Annotated in this window: 20 protein-coding genes; 7 read left to right on the plus strand and 13 right to left on the minus strand. The window is 66.6% G+C overall.

Annotated features, from left to right (window positions below; all coding sequences use genetic code 11):
• Nucleotides 1-7: 7 nt before the first annotated feature.
• The 7 genes from ACFPFG_RS16370 to tkt all read right to left on the minus strand — a co-directional run bounded on the left by ACFPFG_RS16370 (nucleotide 8) and on the right by tkt (nucleotide 5,750).
• The gene (locus ACFPFG_RS16370) at nucleotides 8-367 is read right to left on the minus strand and encodes a tRNA-binding protein (RefSeq protein ID WP_183020648.1); all 360 of its coding nucleotides are present in this window, start codon (nucleotides 365-367) and stop codon (nucleotides 8-10) included.
• A 71-nt stretch (nucleotides 368-438) separates the two neighbouring features.
• Nucleotides 439-675 carry a hypothetical protein gene (locus ACFPFG_RS16375; protein ID WP_380107422.1) on the minus strand — a complete coding sequence of 79 codons (237 nt, stop codon included), beginning with the start codon at nucleotides 673-675 and terminating at the stop codon, nucleotides 439-441.
• Between the two features lie 126 nt (nucleotides 676-801).
• Nucleotides 802-1,803, minus strand: a complete 1,002-nt coding sequence (gene gap / locus ACFPFG_RS16380; protein ID WP_047326356.1) for a type I glyceraldehyde-3-phosphate dehydrogenase — start codon at nucleotides 1,801-1,803, stop codon at nucleotides 802-804.
• A gap of 40 nt (nucleotides 1,804-1,843) precedes the next feature.
• On the minus strand, nucleotides 1,844-2,638 hold the full coding sequence (locus ACFPFG_RS16385) for a hypothetical protein (protein WP_183020646.1): 795 nt from the start codon (nucleotides 2,636-2,638) through the stop codon (nucleotides 1,844-1,846).
• 13 nt (nucleotides 2,639-2,651) lie between these two features.
• Nucleotides 2,652-3,104, minus strand: coding sequence for a hypothetical protein (locus tag ACFPFG_RS16390; RefSeq protein WP_183020645.1), 453 nt, complete (start codon nucleotides 3,102-3,104; stop codon nucleotides 2,652-2,654).
• A 92-nt stretch (nucleotides 3,105-3,196) separates the two neighbouring features.
• Nucleotides 3,197-3,658, minus strand: coding sequence for a hypothetical protein (locus ACFPFG_RS16395; protein WP_183020644.1), 462 nt, complete (start codon nucleotides 3,656-3,658; stop codon nucleotides 3,197-3,199).
• Nucleotides 3,659-3,713: 55 nt separating this feature from the next.
• Nucleotides 3,714-5,750 carry a transketolase gene (gene tkt, locus ACFPFG_RS16400; protein WP_380107425.1) on the minus strand — a complete coding sequence of 679 codons (2,037 nt, stop codon included), beginning with the start codon at nucleotides 5,748-5,750 and terminating at the stop codon, nucleotides 3,714-3,716.
• 117 nt (nucleotides 5,751-5,867) lie between these two features.
• Here tkt and ACFPFG_RS16405 point away from each other — a divergent pair, with 117 nt between their 5' ends.
• Both ACFPFG_RS16405 and ACFPFG_RS16410 read left to right on the plus strand, forming a co-directional pair.
• Complete coding sequence (locus tag ACFPFG_RS16405; protein WP_183020642.1) at nucleotides 5,868-6,653, plus strand: nucleotidyltransferase family protein; 786 nt, start codon at nucleotides 5,868-5,870, stop codon at nucleotides 6,651-6,653.
• Between the two features lie 132 nt (nucleotides 6,654-6,785).
• Nucleotides 6,786-7,622 carry a sulfite exporter TauE/SafE family protein gene (locus ACFPFG_RS16410; protein WP_043825425.1) on the plus strand — a complete coding sequence of 279 codons (837 nt, stop codon included), beginning with the start codon at nucleotides 6,786-6,788 and terminating at the stop codon, nucleotides 7,620-7,622.
• 56 nt (nucleotides 7,623-7,678) lie between these two features.
• Here the strand turns inward: ACFPFG_RS16410 and fba are convergent, their stop codons facing one another.
• The 3 genes from fba to ACFPFG_RS16425 all read right to left on the minus strand — a co-directional run bounded on the left by fba (nucleotide 7,679) and on the right by ACFPFG_RS16425 (nucleotide 10,938).
• Nucleotides 7,679-8,743 (minus strand): class II fructose-bisphosphate aldolase, encoded by a 1,065-nt coding sequence (fba, locus tag ACFPFG_RS16415; protein ID WP_183020640.1) that lies wholly within the window; start codon nucleotides 8,741-8,743, stop codon nucleotides 7,679-7,681.
• Nucleotides 8,744-8,872: 129 nt separating this feature from the next.
• Nucleotides 8,873-10,243, minus strand: coding sequence for a sensor histidine kinase (locus ACFPFG_RS16420; protein ID WP_380107428.1), 1,371 nt, complete (start codon nucleotides 10,241-10,243; stop codon nucleotides 8,873-8,875).
• A complete protein-coding gene (locus tag ACFPFG_RS16425) occupies nucleotides 10,240-10,938 on the minus strand; it encodes a response regulator transcription factor (protein ID WP_183020638.1) in 699 nt (232 codons plus the stop codon). The genes ACFPFG_RS16420 and ACFPFG_RS16425 overlap by 4 nt, the downstream gene beginning before the upstream one ends.
• A 93-nt stretch (nucleotides 10,939-11,031) precedes the next feature.
• Here ACFPFG_RS16425 and ACFPFG_RS16430 point away from each other — a divergent pair, with 93 nt between their 5' ends.
• Together ACFPFG_RS16430 and ACFPFG_RS16435 are read left to right on the plus strand one after the other, a co-directional pair.
• Complete coding sequence (locus ACFPFG_RS16430; RefSeq protein ID WP_380107430.1) at nucleotides 11,032-11,808, plus strand: phosphatase PAP2 family protein; 777 nt, start codon at nucleotides 11,032-11,034, stop codon at nucleotides 11,806-11,808.
• A gap of 12 nt (nucleotides 11,809-11,820) precedes the next feature.
• On the plus strand, nucleotides 11,821-12,405 hold the full coding sequence (locus ACFPFG_RS16435) for a phosphatase PAP2 family protein (protein ID WP_380107432.1): 585 nt from the start codon (nucleotides 11,821-11,823) through the stop codon (nucleotides 12,403-12,405).
• Between the two features lie 139 nt (nucleotides 12,406-12,544).
• Here the strand turns inward: ACFPFG_RS16435 and pyk are convergent, their stop codons facing one another.
• A complete protein-coding gene (pyk, locus tag ACFPFG_RS16440; protein ID WP_183020635.1) occupies nucleotides 12,545-13,981 on the minus strand; it encodes a pyruvate kinase in 1,437 nt (478 codons plus the stop codon).
• Nucleotides 13,982-14,354: 373 nt separating this feature from the next.
• Between pyk and ACFPFG_RS16445 the strand changes: the two genes are divergently transcribed.
• From ACFPFG_RS16445 to ACFPFG_RS16455, 3 genes are all read left to right on the plus strand, one after another.
• Complete coding sequence (locus ACFPFG_RS16445) at nucleotides 14,355-15,338, plus strand: cyclase family protein (RefSeq protein ID WP_183020634.1); 984 nt, start codon at nucleotides 14,355-14,357, stop codon at nucleotides 15,336-15,338.
• Nucleotides 15,335-16,996, plus strand: coding sequence for an AMP-binding protein (locus ACFPFG_RS16450; protein ID WP_374619142.1), 1,662 nt, complete (start codon nucleotides 15,335-15,337; stop codon nucleotides 16,994-16,996). The genes ACFPFG_RS16445 and ACFPFG_RS16450 overlap by 4 nt, the downstream gene beginning before the upstream one ends.
• Nucleotides 16,997-17,186: 190 nt before the next feature.
• On the plus strand, nucleotides 17,187-18,455 hold the full coding sequence (locus ACFPFG_RS16455) for a TIGR03118 family protein (protein WP_183020632.1): 1,269 nt from the start codon (nucleotides 17,187-17,189) through the stop codon (nucleotides 18,453-18,455).
• 2 nt (nucleotides 18,456-18,457) lie between these two features.
• Here the strand turns inward: ACFPFG_RS16455 and ACFPFG_RS16460 are convergent, their stop codons facing one another.
• Nucleotides 18,458-19,276 (minus strand): abortive infection protein, encoded by an 819-nt coding sequence (locus ACFPFG_RS16460; protein WP_183020631.1) that lies wholly within the window; start codon nucleotides 19,274-19,276, stop codon nucleotides 18,458-18,460.
• Nucleotides 19,269-20,651 carry an aminopeptidase P N-terminal domain-containing protein gene (locus ACFPFG_RS16465; RefSeq protein ID WP_380107435.1) on the minus strand — a complete coding sequence of 461 codons (1,383 nt, stop codon included), beginning with the start codon at nucleotides 20,649-20,651 and terminating at the stop codon, nucleotides 19,269-19,271. The genes ACFPFG_RS16460 and ACFPFG_RS16465 overlap by 8 nt, the downstream gene beginning before the upstream one ends.
• Nucleotides 20,652-20,675: the final 24 nt, after the last annotated feature.

Here is a 20,675-nt window from a genome sequence, read left to right on the forward strand (position 1 = left end):
CAGGCCGTCACAGCAGCTTGGTGCCCAGCGGAACCTCGCGGTCGGGCACGCACAGCGCCACCTCGCCGTTCTCGTTGTGGAATCCCGTGACCAGGCATTCCGAGCGCATGGGACCGATCTGCTTGCTGGGAAAGTTCAGCACGGCCACCACCTGGCGGCCTATCAGTTCCTCGGGCCGGTACAGCGCCGTGATCTGGGCGCTGGACTTGCGCAGGCCCAGTTCGGGGCCGAAATCGACCTGCAGCACATAGGCGGGTCGCCGCGCCTCCTTGAACACCCGGGCGTCCACGATGCGGCCCACGCGCAGCTCCACCTTGAGGAAATCGTCAAAGCCAATGGTCTCGTGCAATGCGGATGAAGTAGTCATGCGGCCATGATGCCGCGCCGCCGGTGCCGGCTTTGTCGAGCAACGCTTGCAGTGCTGGGGCGATGACGTGCTCATGAACGCACGGTGGCGACGCGCGCCAGCCGTGCAATAGCCTCCTGTTGCGACAGATGCGCGAGGGCCTTCGCCGCCGGCAGATGCACAGAGCAGAAATAGGCCAGTCCCTGCGGATGGGACAGCATGCCGGCCTGCTCGGCGCAATGGTCGGCAAAGCACAGCCAGTCTCCGCGCAGCGGGCCGGGTTCCTGCGTCGGGTCCTTGTTGCAGACGCTGCAAAGGGCGGGTTGCATGGCGGTCGAATCACAAGTGACGAACAAGCCGCCAGTGTCGCAGCTTCCATGAAAAAGGCCGGCATCGCGTCCGATGCCGGCCTGGTGCGGGGCCCTCGACAGGCCCCGCAGCGGTTCGCGCCAGGATTACTTGGCGGCGACCACGCGCACCATTTCCAGGCACTTGTTCGAGTAGCCCCACTCGTTGTCGTACCAGGACACGACCTTCACGAAGGTCTTGTCCAGGGCGATGCCGGCTTCGGCATCGAACACCGAGGTGCAGGACTCGCCGCGGAAGTCCGTGGCCACGACCTTGTCTTCGGTGTAGCCCAGCACGCCCTTGAGCGCGCCTTGCGACTGGGCCTTCATTTCGGCGCAGATCTCTTCGTAGCTGGCTTCGCTGTTCAGCTCCACCGTCAGGTCCACCACCGACACGTCGGAGGTGGGCACGCGGAAGGACATGCCGGTCAGCTTCTTGTTGAGTTCGGGAATCACCACGCCCACGGCCTTGGCTGCGCCCGTGCTGGAGGGAATGATGTTTTCCAGGATGCCGCGGCCGCCGCGCCAGTCCTTGTTGCTGGGGCCGTCCACGGTCTTTTGCGTGGCGGTGGCAGCGTGCACGGTGGTCATCAGGCCGCGCTTGATGCCCCACTTGTCGTTGAGCACCTTGGCCACGGGAGCCAGGCAGTTGGTGGTGCAGGAGGCGTTGGAGATCACGTCCTGGCCGGCGTAGGTCTTGCAGTTCACGCCGAAGACGAACATCGGGGTGCTGTCCTTGGAAGGCGCGGACATGATGACCTTCTTGGCGCCGGCAGCCAGGTGCTTGCGTGCGGTCTCGTCGGTCAGGAACAGGCCGGTGGCTTCGATCACGATGTCGGCGCCGACTTCGTTCCACTTCAGGTTGGCGGGGTCGCGCTCCTGCGTCAGGCGGATGGTCTTGCCGTTGACGATCAGGTTGGAGCCCTCCACCGAGACCTCGCCCTTGAAGCGGCCGTGCACGCTGTCGTACTTGAGCATGTAGGCCAGGTAGTCGGGCTCGAGCAGGTCGTTGATGCCCACGACTTCGATGTCGCTGAAGTTCTGCACGGCAGCGCGGAACACCATGCGGCCGATGCGGCCGAAGCCGTTGATACCAATTTTGATTGCCATGGAAATATCCTCAGGTTTGGAGATTGCGAAGTTGAAAAATTCAGGCGCTGACCATGGGGCCATTCATGAAAAGATGACCCTTCTTGGCAGGAATAACGCTTTCTAGAAAATCGGGTATACGCGGTATGACGCCGCCGCATTCATTGATACATGCTGCATCGGTGATCGCCGTAGTATCAGGGCTCAGCATGGGCTTGAAACCACGATTCTTATTGGACCCCACTGATCCATTTCGATCCCATATGGCCAGAGCCGTGCTCTTGGCAACAGGCTTTGCCATGGAAAGGACTTGGGCTTTGGAGACGTTGCCTGTAGCAATATGGAAACCAATCAAGTTAGAAACCAGATCTTCCTGACTAAATCCACTATTGGTAATGAATTTAGGGAAATAATCCTGGTAATTCTCAAACTGCAGAGTAACCTCCATAAAAATCGCCAGCGCAACTGACTTCTTCTCTTCAAGCGTCAAGTTGTGCCGCACGATATAATTCCGAGTAACACCCGTAAAGATTATCTTACCAAGCACACGTCTGCCCATATCTTGGTTATAGGTCAGCTTGAAGCCCGTGGCACCATCCGGGAACTTGATCGCGGCAACGGCATTGGAAATTGTCCGGTCCCTTGTCACGGGGCCGCGGGAACCCATCAACATCTGGCGTGCATCGGGACCACCTGCATTGATTTCTTCCCAAAGAGCAGATGCTCCAGTATGCGCGCGTGTTGACTTGGGATCCATGTGCCCCAAATCCAGCCATCCCAGGTTACAGGTGTAGACCAATCCGCTTTTAGCGGTGATTGCCTGGCTTCCATCAATGATGTCTTCGCGTTCGCTCATAGAAGCCTTTGCATCAGTAATTCTCTACAAAATCGATTGTAATTCCCTGGCACCCATCAACACCCGAGGCAGAAATACTGACCGAGATGAAATCAGCATTGGAACACTCTAATTCCAAATGACTGGCATAGATGGATGGTTTTGCTGTACAAGCCATTTTTTTGAAGAAATTTTGATATGACTTCAGCAACCCATCGAATTTATCCCGACTTCCGTATGTCAGCGAAGTGTAGGGATTACTCCCTCCATCACGCCCCCTCCATTTATATATAGGAGCCCTACACTCTTCTATGATCGGTACAGACTGAAGATACTCAGGCGCACCCAGACGATACAACAATGAGCCTTTTTTTACGTTACGTGCCTCAAACAGCACGCCACCCAACAATATAACTGCAGCGACCAGCAGCACCAAGCTTCCTAGAAACCATGCAATGATCCTGAGGGTCTTGGTATTTTTTGTCATGCCGCGAGCCAGCGAATATTCAGTTAATCAGAGTCAATTATAAAAAAGACATCAGTTCTTCTCATAATACTCAAAGAACCAACACGCCGATATCAACCATTGCCCAGAAAATCAACCGTGACATCCCGGCATCCATCACCCTCAGCCACGGAAACTCTAACCGATAAAAATTCCTTGTTATCGCAATTCATGCTTAACCCCGCCCCTGCTTGATGCAAAATTTCTGCAGAAGCCGCCTCACAGGATTTATCTTTAAAAATTGCTCCGTATTTATCAAAAATCCCGCTTGCCGGCACTCCACTTCCATAAGACACCGAGCTGAATGGGGCACCCGCACCATCACGGCCTTTCCACCGGTACTTGGGATCTCTGCATTCCGCCACGAGTTCAACAGCTCGAAGATGTGCGGGCGCTCCAACGCGTAAAGCAATCGAATATCGACCAACACCGCTCACATCAAAAGTAGACCAGACGAAACCCCAGAACAGTAAAAATGCAGCCACCAGGCCGAGCAAAACGAGACGTATCACCTTGATGGTTTTTCTGTCTTCCATTTCGCTCGTCCGTGGTGGCTGCATTGCACTGGTTACGAAGAGGCGGGCTGTCGACTTAACGCTTGAGCGCAACCTGCACGGTATCGGCCACGTTCTCGGCCGTGAAGCCGAAGTGCTTGAACAGCACGGGCGCGGGGGCCGATTCGCCGTAGGTGTCGATGCCGACGACGGCGGCGCAGCCGTACTTCCACCAGAAGTCGGTCACGCCCATTTCCACGGCGATGCGCGGCAGGTTGGCCGGCAGCACCTGGCTCTTGTACTTGGCGTCCTGCTTGTCGAAGGTGGTCGTGCTGGGCATGGAGACCACGCGCACGGCAATCTTGCGCTCGGCCAGCAGCTTCTGGGCGGCCAGTGCCAGCTGCACTTCGGAGCCGGTGGCGATGATCACGGCCTGGGCCTTCTTGTTCAGGCCGACGGCCTTGGGCTCGGACAGCACGTAGGCACCGCAGGCGATGTCGTCCAGCGCGTCTTCGGTCTTGGCCGCGTAGGCCAGGTTCTGGCGCGACAGCAGCAGGGCCGTGGGCTTGTTCTTCTGGCTCAGGGCCACGGTCCAGGCGACGGCGGTTTCCGTGGTATCTGCGGGACGCCAGACATCCAGGCCCGGGATCAGGCGCAGCGAGGCGGCGTGCTCGATGGACTGGTGGGTGGGGCCGTCTTCGCCCAGGCCGATGGAGTCGTGCGTGAAGACGTGGACCACGCGCTGCTTCATCAGCGCGGCCATGCGGATGGCGTTGCGGCTGTAGTCGCTGAAGGTCAGGAAGGTGCCTGCGTAGGGGATGTAGCCGCCATGCAGGGCGATGCCGTTCATGATGGCGGCCATGCCGAACTCGCGCACACCGTAGTTGATGTGGCGGCCGATCTTGCCGTCTTCGGTCAGGACCACGGCACCCTTGTCGTCCACGCGCAGCGAGGGCGTGCTCTTGGTGTTGGTCAGGTTGGAGCCGGTCAGGTCGGCCGAGCCGCCCAGCAGTTCGGGCAGGGCGGCGGTCAGGCCCTCCAGGGCCAGCTGGCTGGCCTTGCGGCTGGCCACGGTGGCGCCTGCGTCATGCGCGTCGGAGGCGATCTGCGCGGCGATCTCGCCGAAGTTGGCAGGCAGGTCGCCGGCCATGCGGCGCTTGAACTCGGAAGCCAGTTCGGGGAAGGCCTTGGCGTAGGCGGCGAACTTCTTGTTCCAGGCCGCTTCGGCCTTGGCGCCGGCGGCCTTGGCATCCCAGTCGCCGTAGACGCTGGCGGGGATGTCGAAGGGGCCGTGCTCCCAGCCCAGGGCCGCGCGGGTCAGCGCGATTTCCTCGGCGCCCAGGGGCTCGCCGTGGGCCTTGGCCGTGTCCTGGCGGTTGGGCGAGCCCTTGCCGATGCTGGTCTTGCAGCAGATCAGCGTGGGCTTGGAGCTGTTCTTCTTGGCAGCGGCGATGGCGGCATCGAGGGCCTGGACGTTGTGGCCGTCCACGTCGCGCACCACGTTCCAGCCATAGGCCTCGAAGCGTGCGGGCGTGTTGTCGATGAACCAGGGGGCGACCTTGCCGTCGATGGAGATGCCGTTGTCGTCGTACAGCGCCACCAGCTTGCCCAGCTTCCAGGCGCCGGCCAGGGCCGCGGCCTCGTGGCTGATGCCTTCCATCAGGCAGCCGTCACCCAGGAACACGTAGGTGTGGTGGTCGACGATGGCGTGGCCGGGACGGTTGAATTCGGCAGCCAGCAGCTTTTCGGCCAGCGCGAAGCCCACGGCATTGGTGATGCCCTGGCCCAGCGGGCCGGTGGTGGTTTCCACGCCCGGGGTGATGCCCACTTCGGGGTGGCCGGCCGTCTTGCTGTGCAGCTGGCGGAAGTTCTTGAGTTCGTCGATCGGCAGCGCGTAGCCCGTGAGGTGCAACAGCGCGTAGATCAGCATGGAGCCGTGGCCGTTGGACAAGATGAATCGGTCACGGTCAGCCCATTGCGGGTTGACGGGGTTGTGCTTGAGGTGACGGCTCCACAGTGCCACGGCCATATCGGCCATGCCCATGGGGGCGCCGGGGTGGCCGGAGTTGGCTTGTTGAACGGCATCCATTGCGAGTGCGCGGATCGCATTCGCCATTTGTTGAGTGTTGGCCATCAGGGCGCTCCGTGAAGGAGGGGGTAATCAGAGTAAGCCGACTATTTTAAAGGACGCGGGTTTTCGGCTCCCGCGCGCGGGGCAATGGCCGCTGGCAATGGTCTACAGTTGCCCTCCATGACCGCCCAGCCCATCCCGCCGTTCCCCGCCGCCAAGGCGATTTTCCTCACCGAGCAGCCGCCTGCCATGCTGCTGGCCGCAGGCCGTGGCGAGCGCATGCGGCCGCTGACCGACACCACCCCCAAGCCCCTGCTGCAGGTGCAGGGCCAGCCGCTGCTGCAGCACCACATGCAGGCGCTGGCACGGGCGGGCGTGCGCCGCGCGGTGGTCAACACGGGCTGGCTGGGCGCGCAGATTCCGGCGCGATTCGGCCCCCAATTCGTGCCTGACAACGGTGGCGAGCCGCTGCAACTGGCCTATTCGCCCGAGCCCGAGCAGGCGCTGGAGACCGCCGGCGGCATTGCGCGCGCGCTGCCGCTGCTGGACACGGTGTTCTGGCTGGCAGCTGGCGATGTGTATGCGCCGGACTTCGATTTTCCGTTCGAGGCCGCCCGGGAATTCGCGGCCAGCGGCCGCCTGGCCCATCTGTGGCTGGTGCCCAACCCCGAGCACCATCGGCGTGGCGACTTCGGCGTGGACGAACTGGGACTGGCCTGCGACTGGCCCGAGGGCGATGCCCGCCCGCGCCAGACCTACGGCACCATTGCGCTGCTGCGCGCCGAGCTGTTTGCCGCGCCCTGGTGCGACATCCCGCCCGGCAACCCCGAGGGATGGCGCGTGCCGCTGGTATTGCTGCTGCGCCGCGCCATGGCGGCCGGCCAGGTGGGGGCCAGCCTGTACACGGGCCGCTGGACCGACGTGGGCACGCCCGAGCGGCTGGAGCGCCTCAACGCGCCGGGCTGATGCACCGCGCGTCGGTGAGTGCGGCCTGGCGATCGGCAGCTGGGCGCCCTGCCCCCTGAGCCTGCAGGCAGCGGCGGGCGCTTCGTGATAGCGTCGCCGGTTCGGCGCAGCGGCGCGCCAGAAAGCCTTTCGATGAGTGTGATCCAGTATGTGATGTTCCTGGCCCTGGTGGGCCTGGCCACGTTTTGCCAGAACCTGACGGGCTTTGCCTTCGGGCTGATCTTCGTGGGCGTGGCCGGTGCCACGCACCTGATGGGCATTGGCGATGCGGCCAACGTGGCCTGCCTGCTGTCCGTGGTCAATGGCGTGGCCTACCTGCGCGCCCACCGCCAGGTGCCGCAGTGGACGCTGCTCAAGCCCATGCTGATCAGCAGCGTCATCGGCGTGATCGGCGGCGTGCTGCTGCTGCAGTGGCTCAGCGGCAATGCGCTGAGCGGGCTGCGCATGCTGCTGGGCCTGGCCATCGTGGCATGCGCGCTGTTGCTGTTGCTGCAAAAGCAGGTCAACGCGCAGGTGTCTGGGCCGGTGTCGCTGTGGGTGGCCGGTGTGGCATCGGGAGTGCTGGGCGGACTGTTTGCCACGCCGGGCCCGCCCATGGTCTACCACCTGTATCGCCAGCCGCTGGACCGCCTGGTGGTGCGCCAGTGCCTGTTTGCCATGTTCCTCACCTGCGCGCTGCTGCGCCTGGTGATGGTGGCCTGGGAGGGCGAGATCACCGCCAGCGTGCTGCTGGCGGCGGCCCTGGCCTTTCCCGTGGTGACGGTGGTGACCTGGCTGCACATGCGCCATCCGCCCGCCCTGCCCAAGCGGCTGGTGGAATGGATGGTCTGCCTGCTGCTGGTGCTGTCGGGCACCAGCCTGCTGGTGTCGGGCTGGAACGCCAGCCACCCCCAGCCCGTGGTGCCCGATGACGAGATGGCCATGGCCGTACCCCAGCGGTCACCGGCTGCGGCCCCCGCGCCGCGCTGAAAGCAAAAAAGCCCGCCGGGCGGACCGGCGGGCTTTTTTGAAGGGGAAGGAACCGATCAGTTCACGACCTGCTGCAGCGAACCGGCAGCGTACCTGGCGGCCATCTGCTCCAGCGTGTAGCCCTTGATCTTGGCGCCCTGGCCTTCGCAGCCGAACTCGATGTAGCGGGCCTTGCAGATCTGCTTGGCGGCTTCGCGGGCGGGCTTGAGCCATTCGCGGGCATCGAACTTCTCGGGGTTCTCGGCCAGGAACTTGCGCACGGCGCCGGTCATCGCCAGGCGGATGTCGGTGTCGATGTTGATCTTGCGCACGCCGTGCTTGATGGCTTCCTGGATTTCCTCGACGGGCACGCCGTAGGTTTCCTTCATGGCGCCGCCGTACTGGCGGATGATTTCCAGCAGTTCCTGGGGCACGGAGGAGGAGCCGTGCATGACCAGGTGGGTGTTGGGCAGGCGGGCGTGGATTTCCTTGACGCGCTGGATGGACAGGATGTCGCCTGTGGGCTTGCGCGTGAACTTGTAGGCGCCGTGGCTGGTGCCGATGGCAATGGCCAGCGCGTCCAGCTGCGTGGCCTTGACGAACTGGGCCGCTTCCTCGGGATCGGTCAGCAGGGCCGAGTGGTCGAGCACGCCTTCGGCGCCCACGCCGTCTTCCTCGCCGGCCATGCCGGTTTCCAGCGAGCCCAGGCAGCCGAGTTCACCTTCGACGGTGGCGCCCAGCCTGTGGGCCATTTCCACGACCTTGCGGGTCACGTCCACGTTGTACTCGAAGGAGGAAGGCGTCTTGCCGTCTTCCATCAGCGAGCCGTCCATCATCACCGAGCCGAAGCCCAGGTTCAGCGCGCCCTGGCAGATGGCGGGCGAGGTGCCGTGGTCCTGGTGCATCACCAGGGGGATGTGGGGATACTGCTCGGCAGCGGCCTGGATCAGGTGCTTGATGAAGGGCTCGCCGGCGTACTTGCGGGCGCCTGCGCTGGCCTGCAGGATGACGGGCGCGCCCACTTCGTCGGCGGCCGACATCACGGCTTGCACCTGCTCCAGGTTGTTGACGTTGAAGGCGGGAAGACCGTAGCCGTTTTCGGCAGCGTGGTCCAGCAGTTCGCGCATCGAAACGAGAGGCATGTGTAGGGTCCGTATCAAGTTGTTGAGAGGGGGATGCCCCTGCCGCATGGCAGCCGCCGCTGCGTCATGGGTGCGCTGCGGGGCCACGGCCGGGGGATCGCGGCAGTAACCGCTTGGTAACTGGCGATTTTAACCAGCTGCCGCCAACCCTGTCCCGGGCATTCCCATGCGGTAGCAGGTCGTGAAGCCTTCGGGCGGCGCGGCCTCGCCAAAGCTTCCCTGGTGGGCACGCAGCACGCGCGCCACGATCTCGTGGCCCAGGTGCAGGCTGTCCACGGGCGCCGCAGCGCGCTCGGCGCCGTCGCGTCGGCCATCGTCGCAGACCTGCAGCCAGACCTCGCCATCCGGCCCCTGCCCGGCCTGGACTTCGATCTGCGTGCCGTGCGGCGTGTGCTTGAGGGCGTTTTCCACCAGATTGCGCAGCGCCAGCTCCAGCAGCACGGCATTGCCCATCACCCCCAGTGCCTCAGGCGCCTGCACGGACAGGCTGCAGTCGCGCTGCCAGGCCGCCTGCGCATGGGCGGCCACCACCTGCCGGGCCAGCGCGGCCAGGTCCACGGGCACGGGCGGCTCGGCCAGCATGGCGCGGCCTGCGCGAGCCAGTGCCAGCAGCTGGCTGAGCACATGGCCGGCATGCAGCGCGTCCCGGCCTATCTGCGCCAGCGCCTGGCGTTGGGCCGGGGCGTCCATGGCGCCGGCCGGCGCATCGCCCAGGGCCCGCGCCTGCAAGGCGATGGAGGCCAGCGGCGTGCGCAGTTCATGGGCCACTTCGTTGGCCAGGCTGCGCTCGCGCTCCAGCGCCTCCTGCTGGCGGTCCAGCAAGGTGTTGATGGAATTGACCACGGGCATGAATTCCCGCAGCGCGTGGCGGTGCGAGACGCGCTCGGCCTGGGCCAGGTCCAGGCGCTCCACCTCGCGCGAGAGTTCGTTGAGCGGCCGCATGCCCCGGCGAATCGCCAGCCCCAGCGCCAGCGCCACCACGGGCAGCAGCCACAGGCCGGGCTCGACCATCTGGCCCGCAATGTCGTCGGCCAGTTCGTCGCGCTCCTGCAGCTCGATCATCACGCTGACCTTGCGCGCACGGTCGCGGCTCCACTGGGTGAAGCTGCGCCAGGCGCGGCGCTCCGGGCCCAGGCGCAGGGTGGCAAAGCCCTGCTCGGTGTCGAAGGAGGGCTCGGGCGCATCGCCGGTGCGCGAGATCAGCCGGCCCGTGCCATCCCACAGGGCCACGCCCAGCGACTGCTGGTAGTCGTGGGCCATGAGGCCCGGCGGCTCGTGCACGGGCGTGGCCTCGCCGTGGTCCACGGCACCTTCCACATGCAGGTTGAGCACCAGCGCAGCGACGCCGGCCAGATGGCCGTCGGTGAGCTCGTCGGCCTCATGCACGCCGGTCTGGTAGCCCAGCGCCACGAAGCTGGCCCAGACGACGACCAGCGCGCCCAGCATCCAGGCCATCAGATGCCAGATCAGCGAGGGGCGGCGGTCCGGCGCGGTGCTCATGTGTTCTCCACGGGCATGAAGTAGCCCACGCCGCGCATGGTGACGATGCTGGCATTGCCCAGCTTCTTGCGCAGGTGGTGGATGTGGACTTCGACGGCATTGCTTTCCACGGCCGTGCCCCAGCTGTAGAGATGCTCTTCGATCTGCAGGCGCGAGAGCACGCGCCCGCGCGCCTGCAGCAGCACCCAGAGCACGGAGAACTCGCGCGGCGACATCTCCACCAGCCGGCCTTCGCGGCGCACGGTGCGCGCGGCCGGATCGACCTCCAGCTCGCCATGGCGGATCACAGGTGCCGCCTGCCCGCCTGCGCGGCGCAGCATGGCGCGCAGCCGCGCCTCCAGCTCGTCGATGTCGAAGGGCTTGACCAGGTAGTCGTCGGCACCCAGGTCCAGCCCGGCGATGCGCTCGCGCACCTGGTCGCGCGCGGTCAGGATGAGCACGGGCGTGTTGGGGTCCGGCAGGGCCTGGCTGTCGCCACCCGGGCGGCGCGGGCCGCGCAGACGGCGCAGGATTTCGCTGCCGTCGCCATCGGGCAGGCCCAGGTCCAGCAGCACGGCATCGAAGCGCTCCATCTCCAGCGCATGCCAGGCCTCGGCCACGGTGGTGCAGACATCGACCGCGTAGCGGCGCTGTTGCAGATTGGCCTGCAGGCCTGCGGCAATGCCCGCGTTGTCTTCGACGACCAGTATTCGCATGCGCGCATTGTGCAATGACCGCTGCCGGCTGCGGCGCCAGACGATGGCCGCAGCCCGGGGCATGCGTTAAGACGGGTTTAAGCCGCGCTTCTCATGCTGCCGGCCATGCCGACACCTGAACCCCGAGATTTCTCCGCAGCCCCCGCGCAGGGCCCGTCCTTCAAACGCACCCTGCTGTGGACCCTGGTGGCCCTGGCCGTGGTCCTGGCCTGGGATGCCAGCGCCCTGGACCTGGCCATGGCCCGCTGGTTCGGCGACGCCGATGGCTTTGCGCTGCGTTCGGACTGGTTCTTCGTGAACGTCGCCCACGAAGGTGCACGCCGCCTGGCCTGGCTGGTGGTGCTGGGCCTGACGCTGTGCGTCTGGCGGCCCGTGGGCCCGCTGCGCCTGCTGCCTCACGGGCGGCGCGTGCAACTGGTGGCGGGCATCCTGCTGTCGCTGGCCCTGATCTCGCTGCTCAAGTACACCAGCGCAACCAGCTGCCCCTGGGACCTGGCCGAGTTCGGCGGCGTGGCGCGCCATGTCTCGCACTGGTCGCTGGGCCTGGCCGATGGCGGGCCGGGCCGCTGCTTTCCCGCAGGCCATGCCTCGGCGGGCTTTGCCTTTGTGGCCGGCTATTTCGCGCTGCGCCGCCATGCACCGCGCGCAGCCTGGATCTGGCTGGCCGTTGCGCTGACCGCAGGCCTGTCGATGGGCCTGGCCCAGCAGGTGCGCGGCGCCCATTTCATGAGCCACACGCTGTGGACCGGCTGGCTGTGCTGGACGGCGGGCTGGCTCCTCGACCTGGCGGTCACGCGCCTGCTGCAGGCCAGGGACGGCACACCTGACTCCCTGTGGCCCGCCGCCAGCCTGCCGCCTTCCACTCCCTGATCGAGCTTTGCCATGCTGCCCCTGGACCCCGCCCTGTTCACGCTGCTGAACGCCAATGCGCAAACGCCTGCCATCTCGATCGAGGCGGCGCGCGCCATATCCTCCTGGCTTCCCTCTCTGTGCGCCCTTCCCGTGATGGCCGGGCTGCTGCGCGGCTCGCCTGCCCTGCGCCGCACCCTGGTGCTGGCCCTGCTGTCCATGCTGGTGGCCTGGGCCGTGGCGCGGCTGATCCGCTGGGGCTTCCCGGCACCGCGTCCTGCCCAGCTGGGCATGGGCGTGCAATGGGTGGATCACGCGCTGCGGTCCAGCTTTCCGAGCATGCACGCCACGGGCGCCTTTGCCCTGGCCCAGGCTCTGACCCTGGGCTGCACGCGCCACCGCCGCTGGGTCATGGTGTCAGCCTGGTCGCTGGCCCTGGGCATGGCCTGGAGCCGCGTGCACCTGGGCGTGCACTTCCCGTCCGACGTTCTGGGCGGCGCCATCGTGGGCATCTGCAGCGCCACCCTGGTCTGGCATGCCGCGCTGTGGCGCCGCATTGCCGTCATGCCTAACCTGCTGCCCTACAACGCACGAACCCACTCAGGCAGGCCCCAATAGACCATGGCGAAGGCATAGCGCACCGCACATAAAACTGGCGCTCCCCAAAACGAGGGACACCGAGCAAGGGCCGCCCCGCCGCGAGGGTGTCGTCCCCCCCGCGTAGCGAGAGGGGGAAGGCGCGAAGCGCCTCAGGGGGTTAGTTCACACGACATATCTTGAGCATGTTGGTGCCACCGGGCTGGCCCATGGGCTCGCCGCAGGTGATGGCGTAGACATCGCCGCTTTGCACGATGTTGCGCGCGCGCAGATGGCCTTCGGCCTGGTCCAGCGCGGTGTCGCGGTCGGCGCTGGTGTCCATGAGCAGGGGGCGCACGTTGCGGTACATGGCCATCTTGCGCTGCGTGGAGATCTTGGGCGTGAGCGCATAGATGGGGATGTGGATGCGGTGGCGGCTCATCCACAGCGCGGTGGAGCCGCTGTCCGTCATGGCGACGATGGCCTTGGCGCCCAGGTGGTGGGCGGTGAACAGCGCGCCGATGGCGATCGACTGGTCGATGCGCGAGAACTGGCGGCCGGTGAACTCGGCATCGCTGTCCGGGTCCTCGGCGGCTTCTGCGGCGGCGCAGATCTTGGCCATTTCCTGCACGGTCTCCAGCGGGTACTTGCCGGCGGCGGTCTCGGCGCTGAGCATGACGGCGTCCGTGCCGTCCAGCACGGCGTTGGCCACGTCGCTGACCTCGGCGCGCGTGGGCACGGGGTTGGTGATCATGCTCTCCATCATCTGCGTGGCGGTGATCACGAACTTGTCCATGTCGCGCGCCATGCGGATCATCTTCTTTTGCAGCGCGGGCACGGCCGCGTTGCCCACTTCCACGGCCAGATCGCCACGCGCGACCATGATGCCGTCGGAGACATGCAGGATTTCCTCCAGGCGCGGAATGGCCTCGGCGCGCTCGATCTTGGCGATCAGGCCGGGCTTGTGGCCGTACTGGGCCGCCGCCACGTTGCACAGCTGGCGCGCCATTTCCATGTCGGTGGCGTTCTTGGGAAAGCTCACGGCCACGTAGTCGGCCTGAAAGCTCATGGCGGTCTTGATGTCCTCCATGTCCTTGGCCGTCAGCGCAGGCGCCGTCAGGCCGCCGCCCTGCTTGTTGATGCCCTTGTTGTTGGACAGCTCGCCACCCAGCTTGACGGTGGTGTGCACCTCGTCGCCGCGCACATGGTCCACGGTGAGCACGATCAGGCCGTCGTTGAGCAGCAGCACGTCGCCGGGCTTCACGTCGCGCGGCAGTTCCTTGTAGTCCAGGCCCACGCCGCCCAGGTCGCCGGGCTCGGTGCGCGATGCGTCGAGCACGAAGCGTGCGCCGGGCTCCAGCATCACCTTGCCTTCGGCGAACTTGCCGACGCGGATCTTGGGGCCCTGCAGGTCGGCCATGATGGCCACCTCGCGGCCTGCGCGCTGGGCCGCCTCGCGCACCATGGTGGCGCGGTCGATGTGATCCTGGGCCTTGCCGTGGCTGAAATTCAGGCGCACCACGTTGACGCCTTCGCGCACCATCTGTTCCAGCAGATGCGGGTCGCTGGAAGCGGGGCCCAGGGTGGCGACGATCTTGGTGGCACGGCTCACTTGCATGGAATGTCTCTCGCTCAGGGTTTGTAATCGGGTTTCAATTCTCACACGAATGCGGTTACATGAAGGGAACATTCCGGCCTGCGGCAAGGGGCTGAAAGCCAGGCCCCAGGCACCCCGCAGATCGTGCAGGCGCAGCATGCGGCCCATCGCAAAGCACCGTGGCGCCTGGCCTTTGCCGCTATCGGTTTTGATGCTGCAACGCAGCATCGCCGGTGCAGGCGCATCGCCATGCCTGTCGCCTGTGAAAGCAGTTTTGCCCAGGACGATCGCAATGCCCGCCGCCCTCGTGTCGAACCGGCGACAGCCTCGCGCCCATCCTGGCGTTTGAATGCCCTGCGCGCCTTGTTCGACAAACCAACGACAGGAGACAGACATGGGACATGCTCACGACCATGGACACACGCACGACGACGCCCCGCTGATGGAGGATCTGCTCAGGAACGCCCCCAGCAACTGGGGCCGCTGGGGGCCCGACGACGAGGTCGGGGCGCTGAACTTCCTCACGCCCGCCGAGGTGCTGCGCGGCGTGTCCCACATCCGCTCGGGCGAGACCTTCACGCTGCAGCGCCTGATCGGCGACCCGCGCGGCGATCCGGTCTGGCCTGGCCGCACACCGGCCGAGCGCACCATGGTGTTTGACGAGTCCAGCTGGGACGGCCCCGATGCGCCCCGGTTCCCAGGCGGCCTGCACTATGCCGATGACAAGCTGGACGCATTCCTGCAGGGATCGACCCAGTACGACGCGCTGGGCCATGTCTGGTACGGAGGGCGCATCTGGAATGGCTATGACGCGCGCACCACCATCGGCGGGCTGGACAAGGCCAGCGTGCAGGCGCTGGGCGCGCGCGGCATCGTGGGGCGCGGCGTGCTGCTGGACATGGCGCGCCACCGCGGCAAAGTGGCGCTGGAGCGTGCCGAGACCTTCACGCACGAAGACCTGATGGCCTGCGCCAAGGCCCAGGGACACACCATAGAAAAGCACGACATCCTGATCGTGCGCACCAATTTCCTGTCGGGCTTCTACGAAGACCCGGAGAACTTCTACACCGATTTCTGCGAGCCCGGCCTGACCTACTCGCCCGAACTGGTGGACTGGTTCCACGCGATGGAGATCCCCAACCTGGTCACCGACACCATCGCCAACGAAGTCACCATGGACCCCGTGCACGGCGTGGCCCTGCCGCTGCACTGCGCGCTGATGCGCAACCTGGGCGTGACGCTGACCGAGATCTGCGACCTGGAGGCCCTGGCCGACAGCTGCGCGCGCGACGGCCGCTACACCTTTCTGTACGTGGCCGCGCCGCTGAAGATCCACCGCGCCACGGGCTCGCCCGTCAATCCCGTGGTGATCAAATGAGCGCGGCCCCATCGCACGGCAGGCCCTGGCTGGGCCTTTACGCGCCGGGCCAGCCGGCCGAGATGCGGCCGCAGTTCAGCAGCATGCTCGACCTGTTCGACGCCTCGCTGGCTGCGGCACCCGGCTGCGCCATCGTGCGCTATTTCGACGGCGGGCTGAACCTGCGCGAACTCGACCATGCCGCCAGCGCTCTGGCCCGTGCGCTGCAGGCGCGGGGCTTTGCGGCCGGCGACCGGCTGGCCCTCTATACGCAGAACAATCCGGCCTTCGTCATCGGCCTGGTGGCGGCCTGGAAGCTGGGCGGTATCGCCGTGCCCGTCAATCCCATGAACCGGCAGCGCGAGCTGCACTACATCCTGCACAACGCAGGCGCCCAGGCCCTGCTGTGCCTGGACCAGCTGTACCTGGACGTGGCCCGCGAAGTGCATGCGGCCGGCGGCCTGCCGCTGGCCACCGTGGTCACCACATCGGCGCTGGACTGGCAGACGCGCAACGATGCGCGCGTGCTCGGCGACGGTCCGCGCCTGCCCGTGGCCGATGGCACGCTGGACTTGCTTGCGCTGGTGCAGGCCGGCGGCCAGCCCGCGCCGCTGGCGCGCCGGCCCACGGCGGGCGATACGGCCGTGATCACCTACACATCGGGCACCACGGGCCAGCCCAAGGGCGCCATGAACACGCATGGCAACCTGGCCTTCAACGCCCAGACCTACCGCGACTGGATCGGCATCACCGCGGACGACAGCGTGCTGGGCCTGGCGCCGCTGTTCCACATCACCGGCCTGGTCGGCCATGTGGCCCTGGCCCTGCTGGTGCCCTGCCCGCTGGTGCTCAGCCACCGCTTCCATCCCGAGACCATGCTCGAATCCATGCGCGAGCACAGGCCCAGCTTCACCATCGGCGCCATCACCGCCTTCGTGGCGCTGATGAACCACCCGGGCGTCTCGCGCGAGGATTTCCGCAGTTTCAAGGCCATGTACTCGGGAGGCGCGCCCATTGCGCCGGCCGTGATCCAGGCCTTCGAGCAGCTGTCGGGCCTGGCCATACACAACGCCTTCGGCATGACCGAGACCTGCTCGCCCACGCACTTCGTGCCGCTGGGCGCGCGGGCGCCGGTGGACCCGGCATCGGGTGCGCTGTCCATAGGCGTGCCGGTCTATGGCACGGTGGTGCGCATCATCGACGACCAGCACCGCGAGGCCGCGCCGGGCGAGATCGGCGAGATCGTCTCGGCCGGCCCGCAGATCATGTCCGGCTACTGGAACCTGCCCGAGGCCACGGCCGCCGCCATGTTCGAGGGCGGGCTGCGCACGGGCGACGTGGGCTTCATGGACGAGCGCGGCTGGTTCTACCTGGTGGACCGCAAGAAGGACATGATCAACGCCGCCGGCTACAAGGTCTGGCCGCGCGAGGTCGAGGACGTGCTCTACACCCACCCCGCCGTGCGCGAGGCCGCCGTCATCGGCGTGCCAGACGACTACCGGGGCGAGACCGTCAAGGCCGTGGTCTCGCTGAAGGCGGGCCGGCAGGCCGCGCCCGAGGAACTCATCGCCCATTGCAAGGCGCACATGGCCGCCTACAAGGTGCCGCGCATCGTCGAGCTGCGCGAGGAACTTCCCAAGACCGTGACCGGAAAGATTCTGCGCAGGCAGCTGCGCTGAGTCCTCCTGCATCGCTCTGCACAATCAGACGGGGCCGCATTGACCCGGCAGGCTGCCCCTCTCTAGCATCGCCTGTTCATATCTGCGGTCCGCCCGGTCCGCAGGCAGCAGCCAGAACATCCGGTGCCCCTTGGTTTCGCATGCTCAGCCAACCCATCCACCGCTTTGCCATGCGACCAGAGAATCCAACATGCTTGACCGGAGACATTTTGTTCTGAGCGCCCTCGCCTCCTCGGCGCTGACCGCCTGCAGCGGCGGCGGTGCGCCCGCCAACCGCTACCTGCAGACACCACTGCTCGCCAGCCATGCCGGCTACGGCGCGCGCTTCACGGAACCGGGCTTCGTCAACGGCTGGGGCATTGCCATCCGCCCGGCCGGCGCAGGCGGCCATTTCTGGATTGGCGGCGGTGGCACTTCCTGGCAATACCTGGGTGACGTCTCCCGCTCGTCCGATCCCAGCCTGCGCACCCTGCAACAGGACGGCCTTCGCAAGGTGGCCGTGCCCCGGTCGGACTCCCGGACCGACGACGGCAGCGCAGGCAAGGTCACTGGCGTGGTCTACCACGGCGCGCCCCTGGAATCCAACCTGTTCCGCGTACGTGGCCAGCCCGCAGGCGGGCGCCTGCTCGACGGCGCGGCGCGCTTTGTCTTCGTGACCGACAGCGGCAGCGTCAGTGCCTGGACCGAGCGCGACGCCGAGACGGGCGCCATCGTGCGCGTGGACGGCCCAGCCGTCGAGGTCTTCGATGGCACGGACCGGGGCATGGCCTTCTTCGGCGCGGCCCTGCATACGGGCCGCTGGGATCGCCTGTGGCTGGCTGATTTCGGCGACCAGCCACAGATCCGCACACTGGACGCACAGTGGCAGCTCACCTCCACCCAGGGCTTCGCCAACCCCTTCGCCAGCGGCCCTGCCGGCGCTGCCAGACCTGGCGACCCCGTGCCGTTCAATATCCAGGTCGTCAACGACGGCTCAAGAGACCGCGTCTTCGTGCTCTACGCCATGAGCCAGCCCGACCCCGAGGACGCCAGCGCCTTCTTCGCGGGTGAGGAGGATGCCATGGATGCAGAGCGCGAGGCCGCCACCGGCAACCGCCCCGCGCGCGGCAAGCTGGCCGAGTTCGACCTGGACGGCCGCCTGCAGCGGATCTATTCAGACGATGGCAGGCTCAACGCGCCCTGGGGCGTGGCCATCGCACCGCCCGACTTCGGGCCGCTATCGGGCCGGTTGCTGGTGGGCAACTTCGGCGGCGCAGGCCGCATCTGCGCCTTCGATCTGGACAACGGCAGCTACGTGGACGAGCTGCGCGATGGCCAGGATCGCCCGGTCGCCATACCCGGCCTCTGGGCGCTGCAGTTCGGCAACGGCGTGGCCCTGGGCGACAGCAACGCCCTGTACTTCGCGGCCGGCCCCGAGGATGAGACCGAAGGCTTGTTCGGCTCGCTGAGGTTTGGCTAGTGTCAAACCAGCCCGTGCGAGAGCAGGTAGGTGATCGCATGGGCCACCATGGCCGCCTCCAGGCCATAGCGCCAGAACAGAAAGCCGCCCACGGCGCCGTGGACGATCTCGAACAGCAGCAGCTGCAGCACCAGTGCGTCCGACAGGCCGCCCCAGGTACCCCAGGCAAGCGCCAGCTGCAACAAGCCCCAGAGCAGGGCCGACAGCACCACCGACCACCAGCCCAGCATCCAGCCCGGGCGGCGGTCGGTGCGCCCGCTCAACCGCCACAGCAGCCACATCACCAGCGTCATGCCGCCCAGGCGCATCACCAGCTCGGCCGTGATGCCCGCGTACAGGATCTTGGCGCCCAGCGGCATGGCGTAGACGGGATCTATCAGGGTCAGGTCGTCGGGCCAGGCCAGGGCCAGGGTCACCAGCCAGGCCGCGCCGACCACGCCGCCGGCCAGCCCCGGCAGCGTGAGGTAGCGCACGGCGCGCTGGGGCGACCGCCCGGCCACCCAGGTGGTCAGCAGCGGTGCGGACAGGCCCAGCCTCGGCCCCAGCCACACTCCAATGCCCACGGGCAGGGCCAGCAGCGCGGCCATCACGCCAATGCCGGCGAGCGGCGTGGCCAGCGGCTGCACAGGCAGGCCCAGCAGGCGCATCCAGTCGGGCAGCACGAACCAGGCCATGGCCGCCACGCCGGGCAGGCCCAGCAGCCAGAGCACCGTGAAGATGCGCCAGCTCAGCCGTGGCAGCGCGGGCGGGGCATAGGCCGGTGGGGCTGGCATGAGGGTGGACACGGGGCCGGTGGTGGGCAGGCTGGCGTTGTCAGTCACGCATCAAGGCTTCTATCTCGTCGGGTTCCACGGGCACGCCGCGCGTGATCAGCTCGCAGCCCGTCTCGGTGACGATGGCATCGTCCTCGATGCGGATGCCGATGTTGTGGAACTGCTCGGGCACACCGGCCGCAGGACGCACGTAGATGCCCGGCTCGATGGTGGTGCACATTCCCGGGCGCAGGATGCGGCTGGGGCGGTTGGTGATAGTCTCGCCCGACAGCGGGTCCTTGCGCTCGTGCGACTGGCCCAGCTCCGAGGGCTCCACATAGCTGCCGCAGTCGTGCACGTCCATGCCAAGCCAGTGGCCCGTGCGGTGCATGTAGAACTGGAAGAAGGCGCGCTGCTCGATCACGTCCTGGGCATTGCCATAGACCTTTCTGTCCAGCAGGCCCAGGTCCAGCATGCCCTGCGCCAGCACGGCCACGGTGGCGTCGTGCGGATCGTTGAAGCGCGCGCCGGCCCGCGTGGCCGCCACGGCGGCCTTCTGGCTGTCCAGCACCAGCTCGTAGAGCGCGCGCTGCGGGCCGGTGAAGCGGCCATCGGCGGGGAAGGTGCGCGTGATGTCGCTGGCGTAGCCGTCGAGCTCGCAGCCCGCGTCGATCAGCACCAGCTCGCCCGCATGCACGGGCGCCTTGTCGGCCTGGTAGTGCAGCACGCAGGCATTGGCGCCGGCCGCCACGATGGAGCCGTAGGCCACGTACTGCGAGCCCTGCTGGCGGAATTCATGCAGCAGTTCGGCGTCGAGGTGATACTCGCGCACCTCCTGGCCTGCGCGCAGCATCCGTGCCGAGCGCTGCATGGCGCGGATATGGGCCTGGGCGCTGATGGCGGCGGCGCGGCGCATGATGTCCTGCTCATGCGCGTCCTTGACCAGGCGCATCTCGTCGAGCAGCGTGCACAGGTCGCCCTGCTCGGCCGGGCACAGCGCGCCGAAGCGCACGCGCGCTCGCACCTGGCCCAGCCAGCCTTCCACGCGCACGGCCAGGCCTTCATGCGTGGCGAACGGATACCAGAGGCGGCCCCGGTTCTCCAGCAGGCGGGGCAGGCGCGTATCGATCTCGGCACTGGAGAACCCCTGGCTCACGCCCAGCGTGGCCACGGCGGCCTCGGGGCCCAGGCGGATGCCGTCCCAGATTTCACGCTCCAGGTCCTTGGGCTGGCAGAACAGCACGCTGGTGCCATCGGCGGCCAGCACCAGGCAGGCATTGGGCTCGGCAAAGCCGGTCAGGTAGTAGAAGTAGCTGTCGTGGCGGTACAGGTAGCCGGTGTCCCGGTTGCGCTGGCGCTCGGGAGCGGTGGGAATGATGGCGATGCCGCCAGCGCCCAACTGGGCGGCCAAGCGTGCGCGGCGTTGGGCGTAAACAGATGTCATACAGCTATCGTACTGCCGTCCGGG

This window comes from Delftia deserti, assembly GCF_042653485.1.
GTDB classification, from domain to species: Bacteria; Pseudomonadota; Gammaproteobacteria; order Burkholderiales; family Burkholderiaceae_C; genus Comamonas; species Comamonas acidovorans.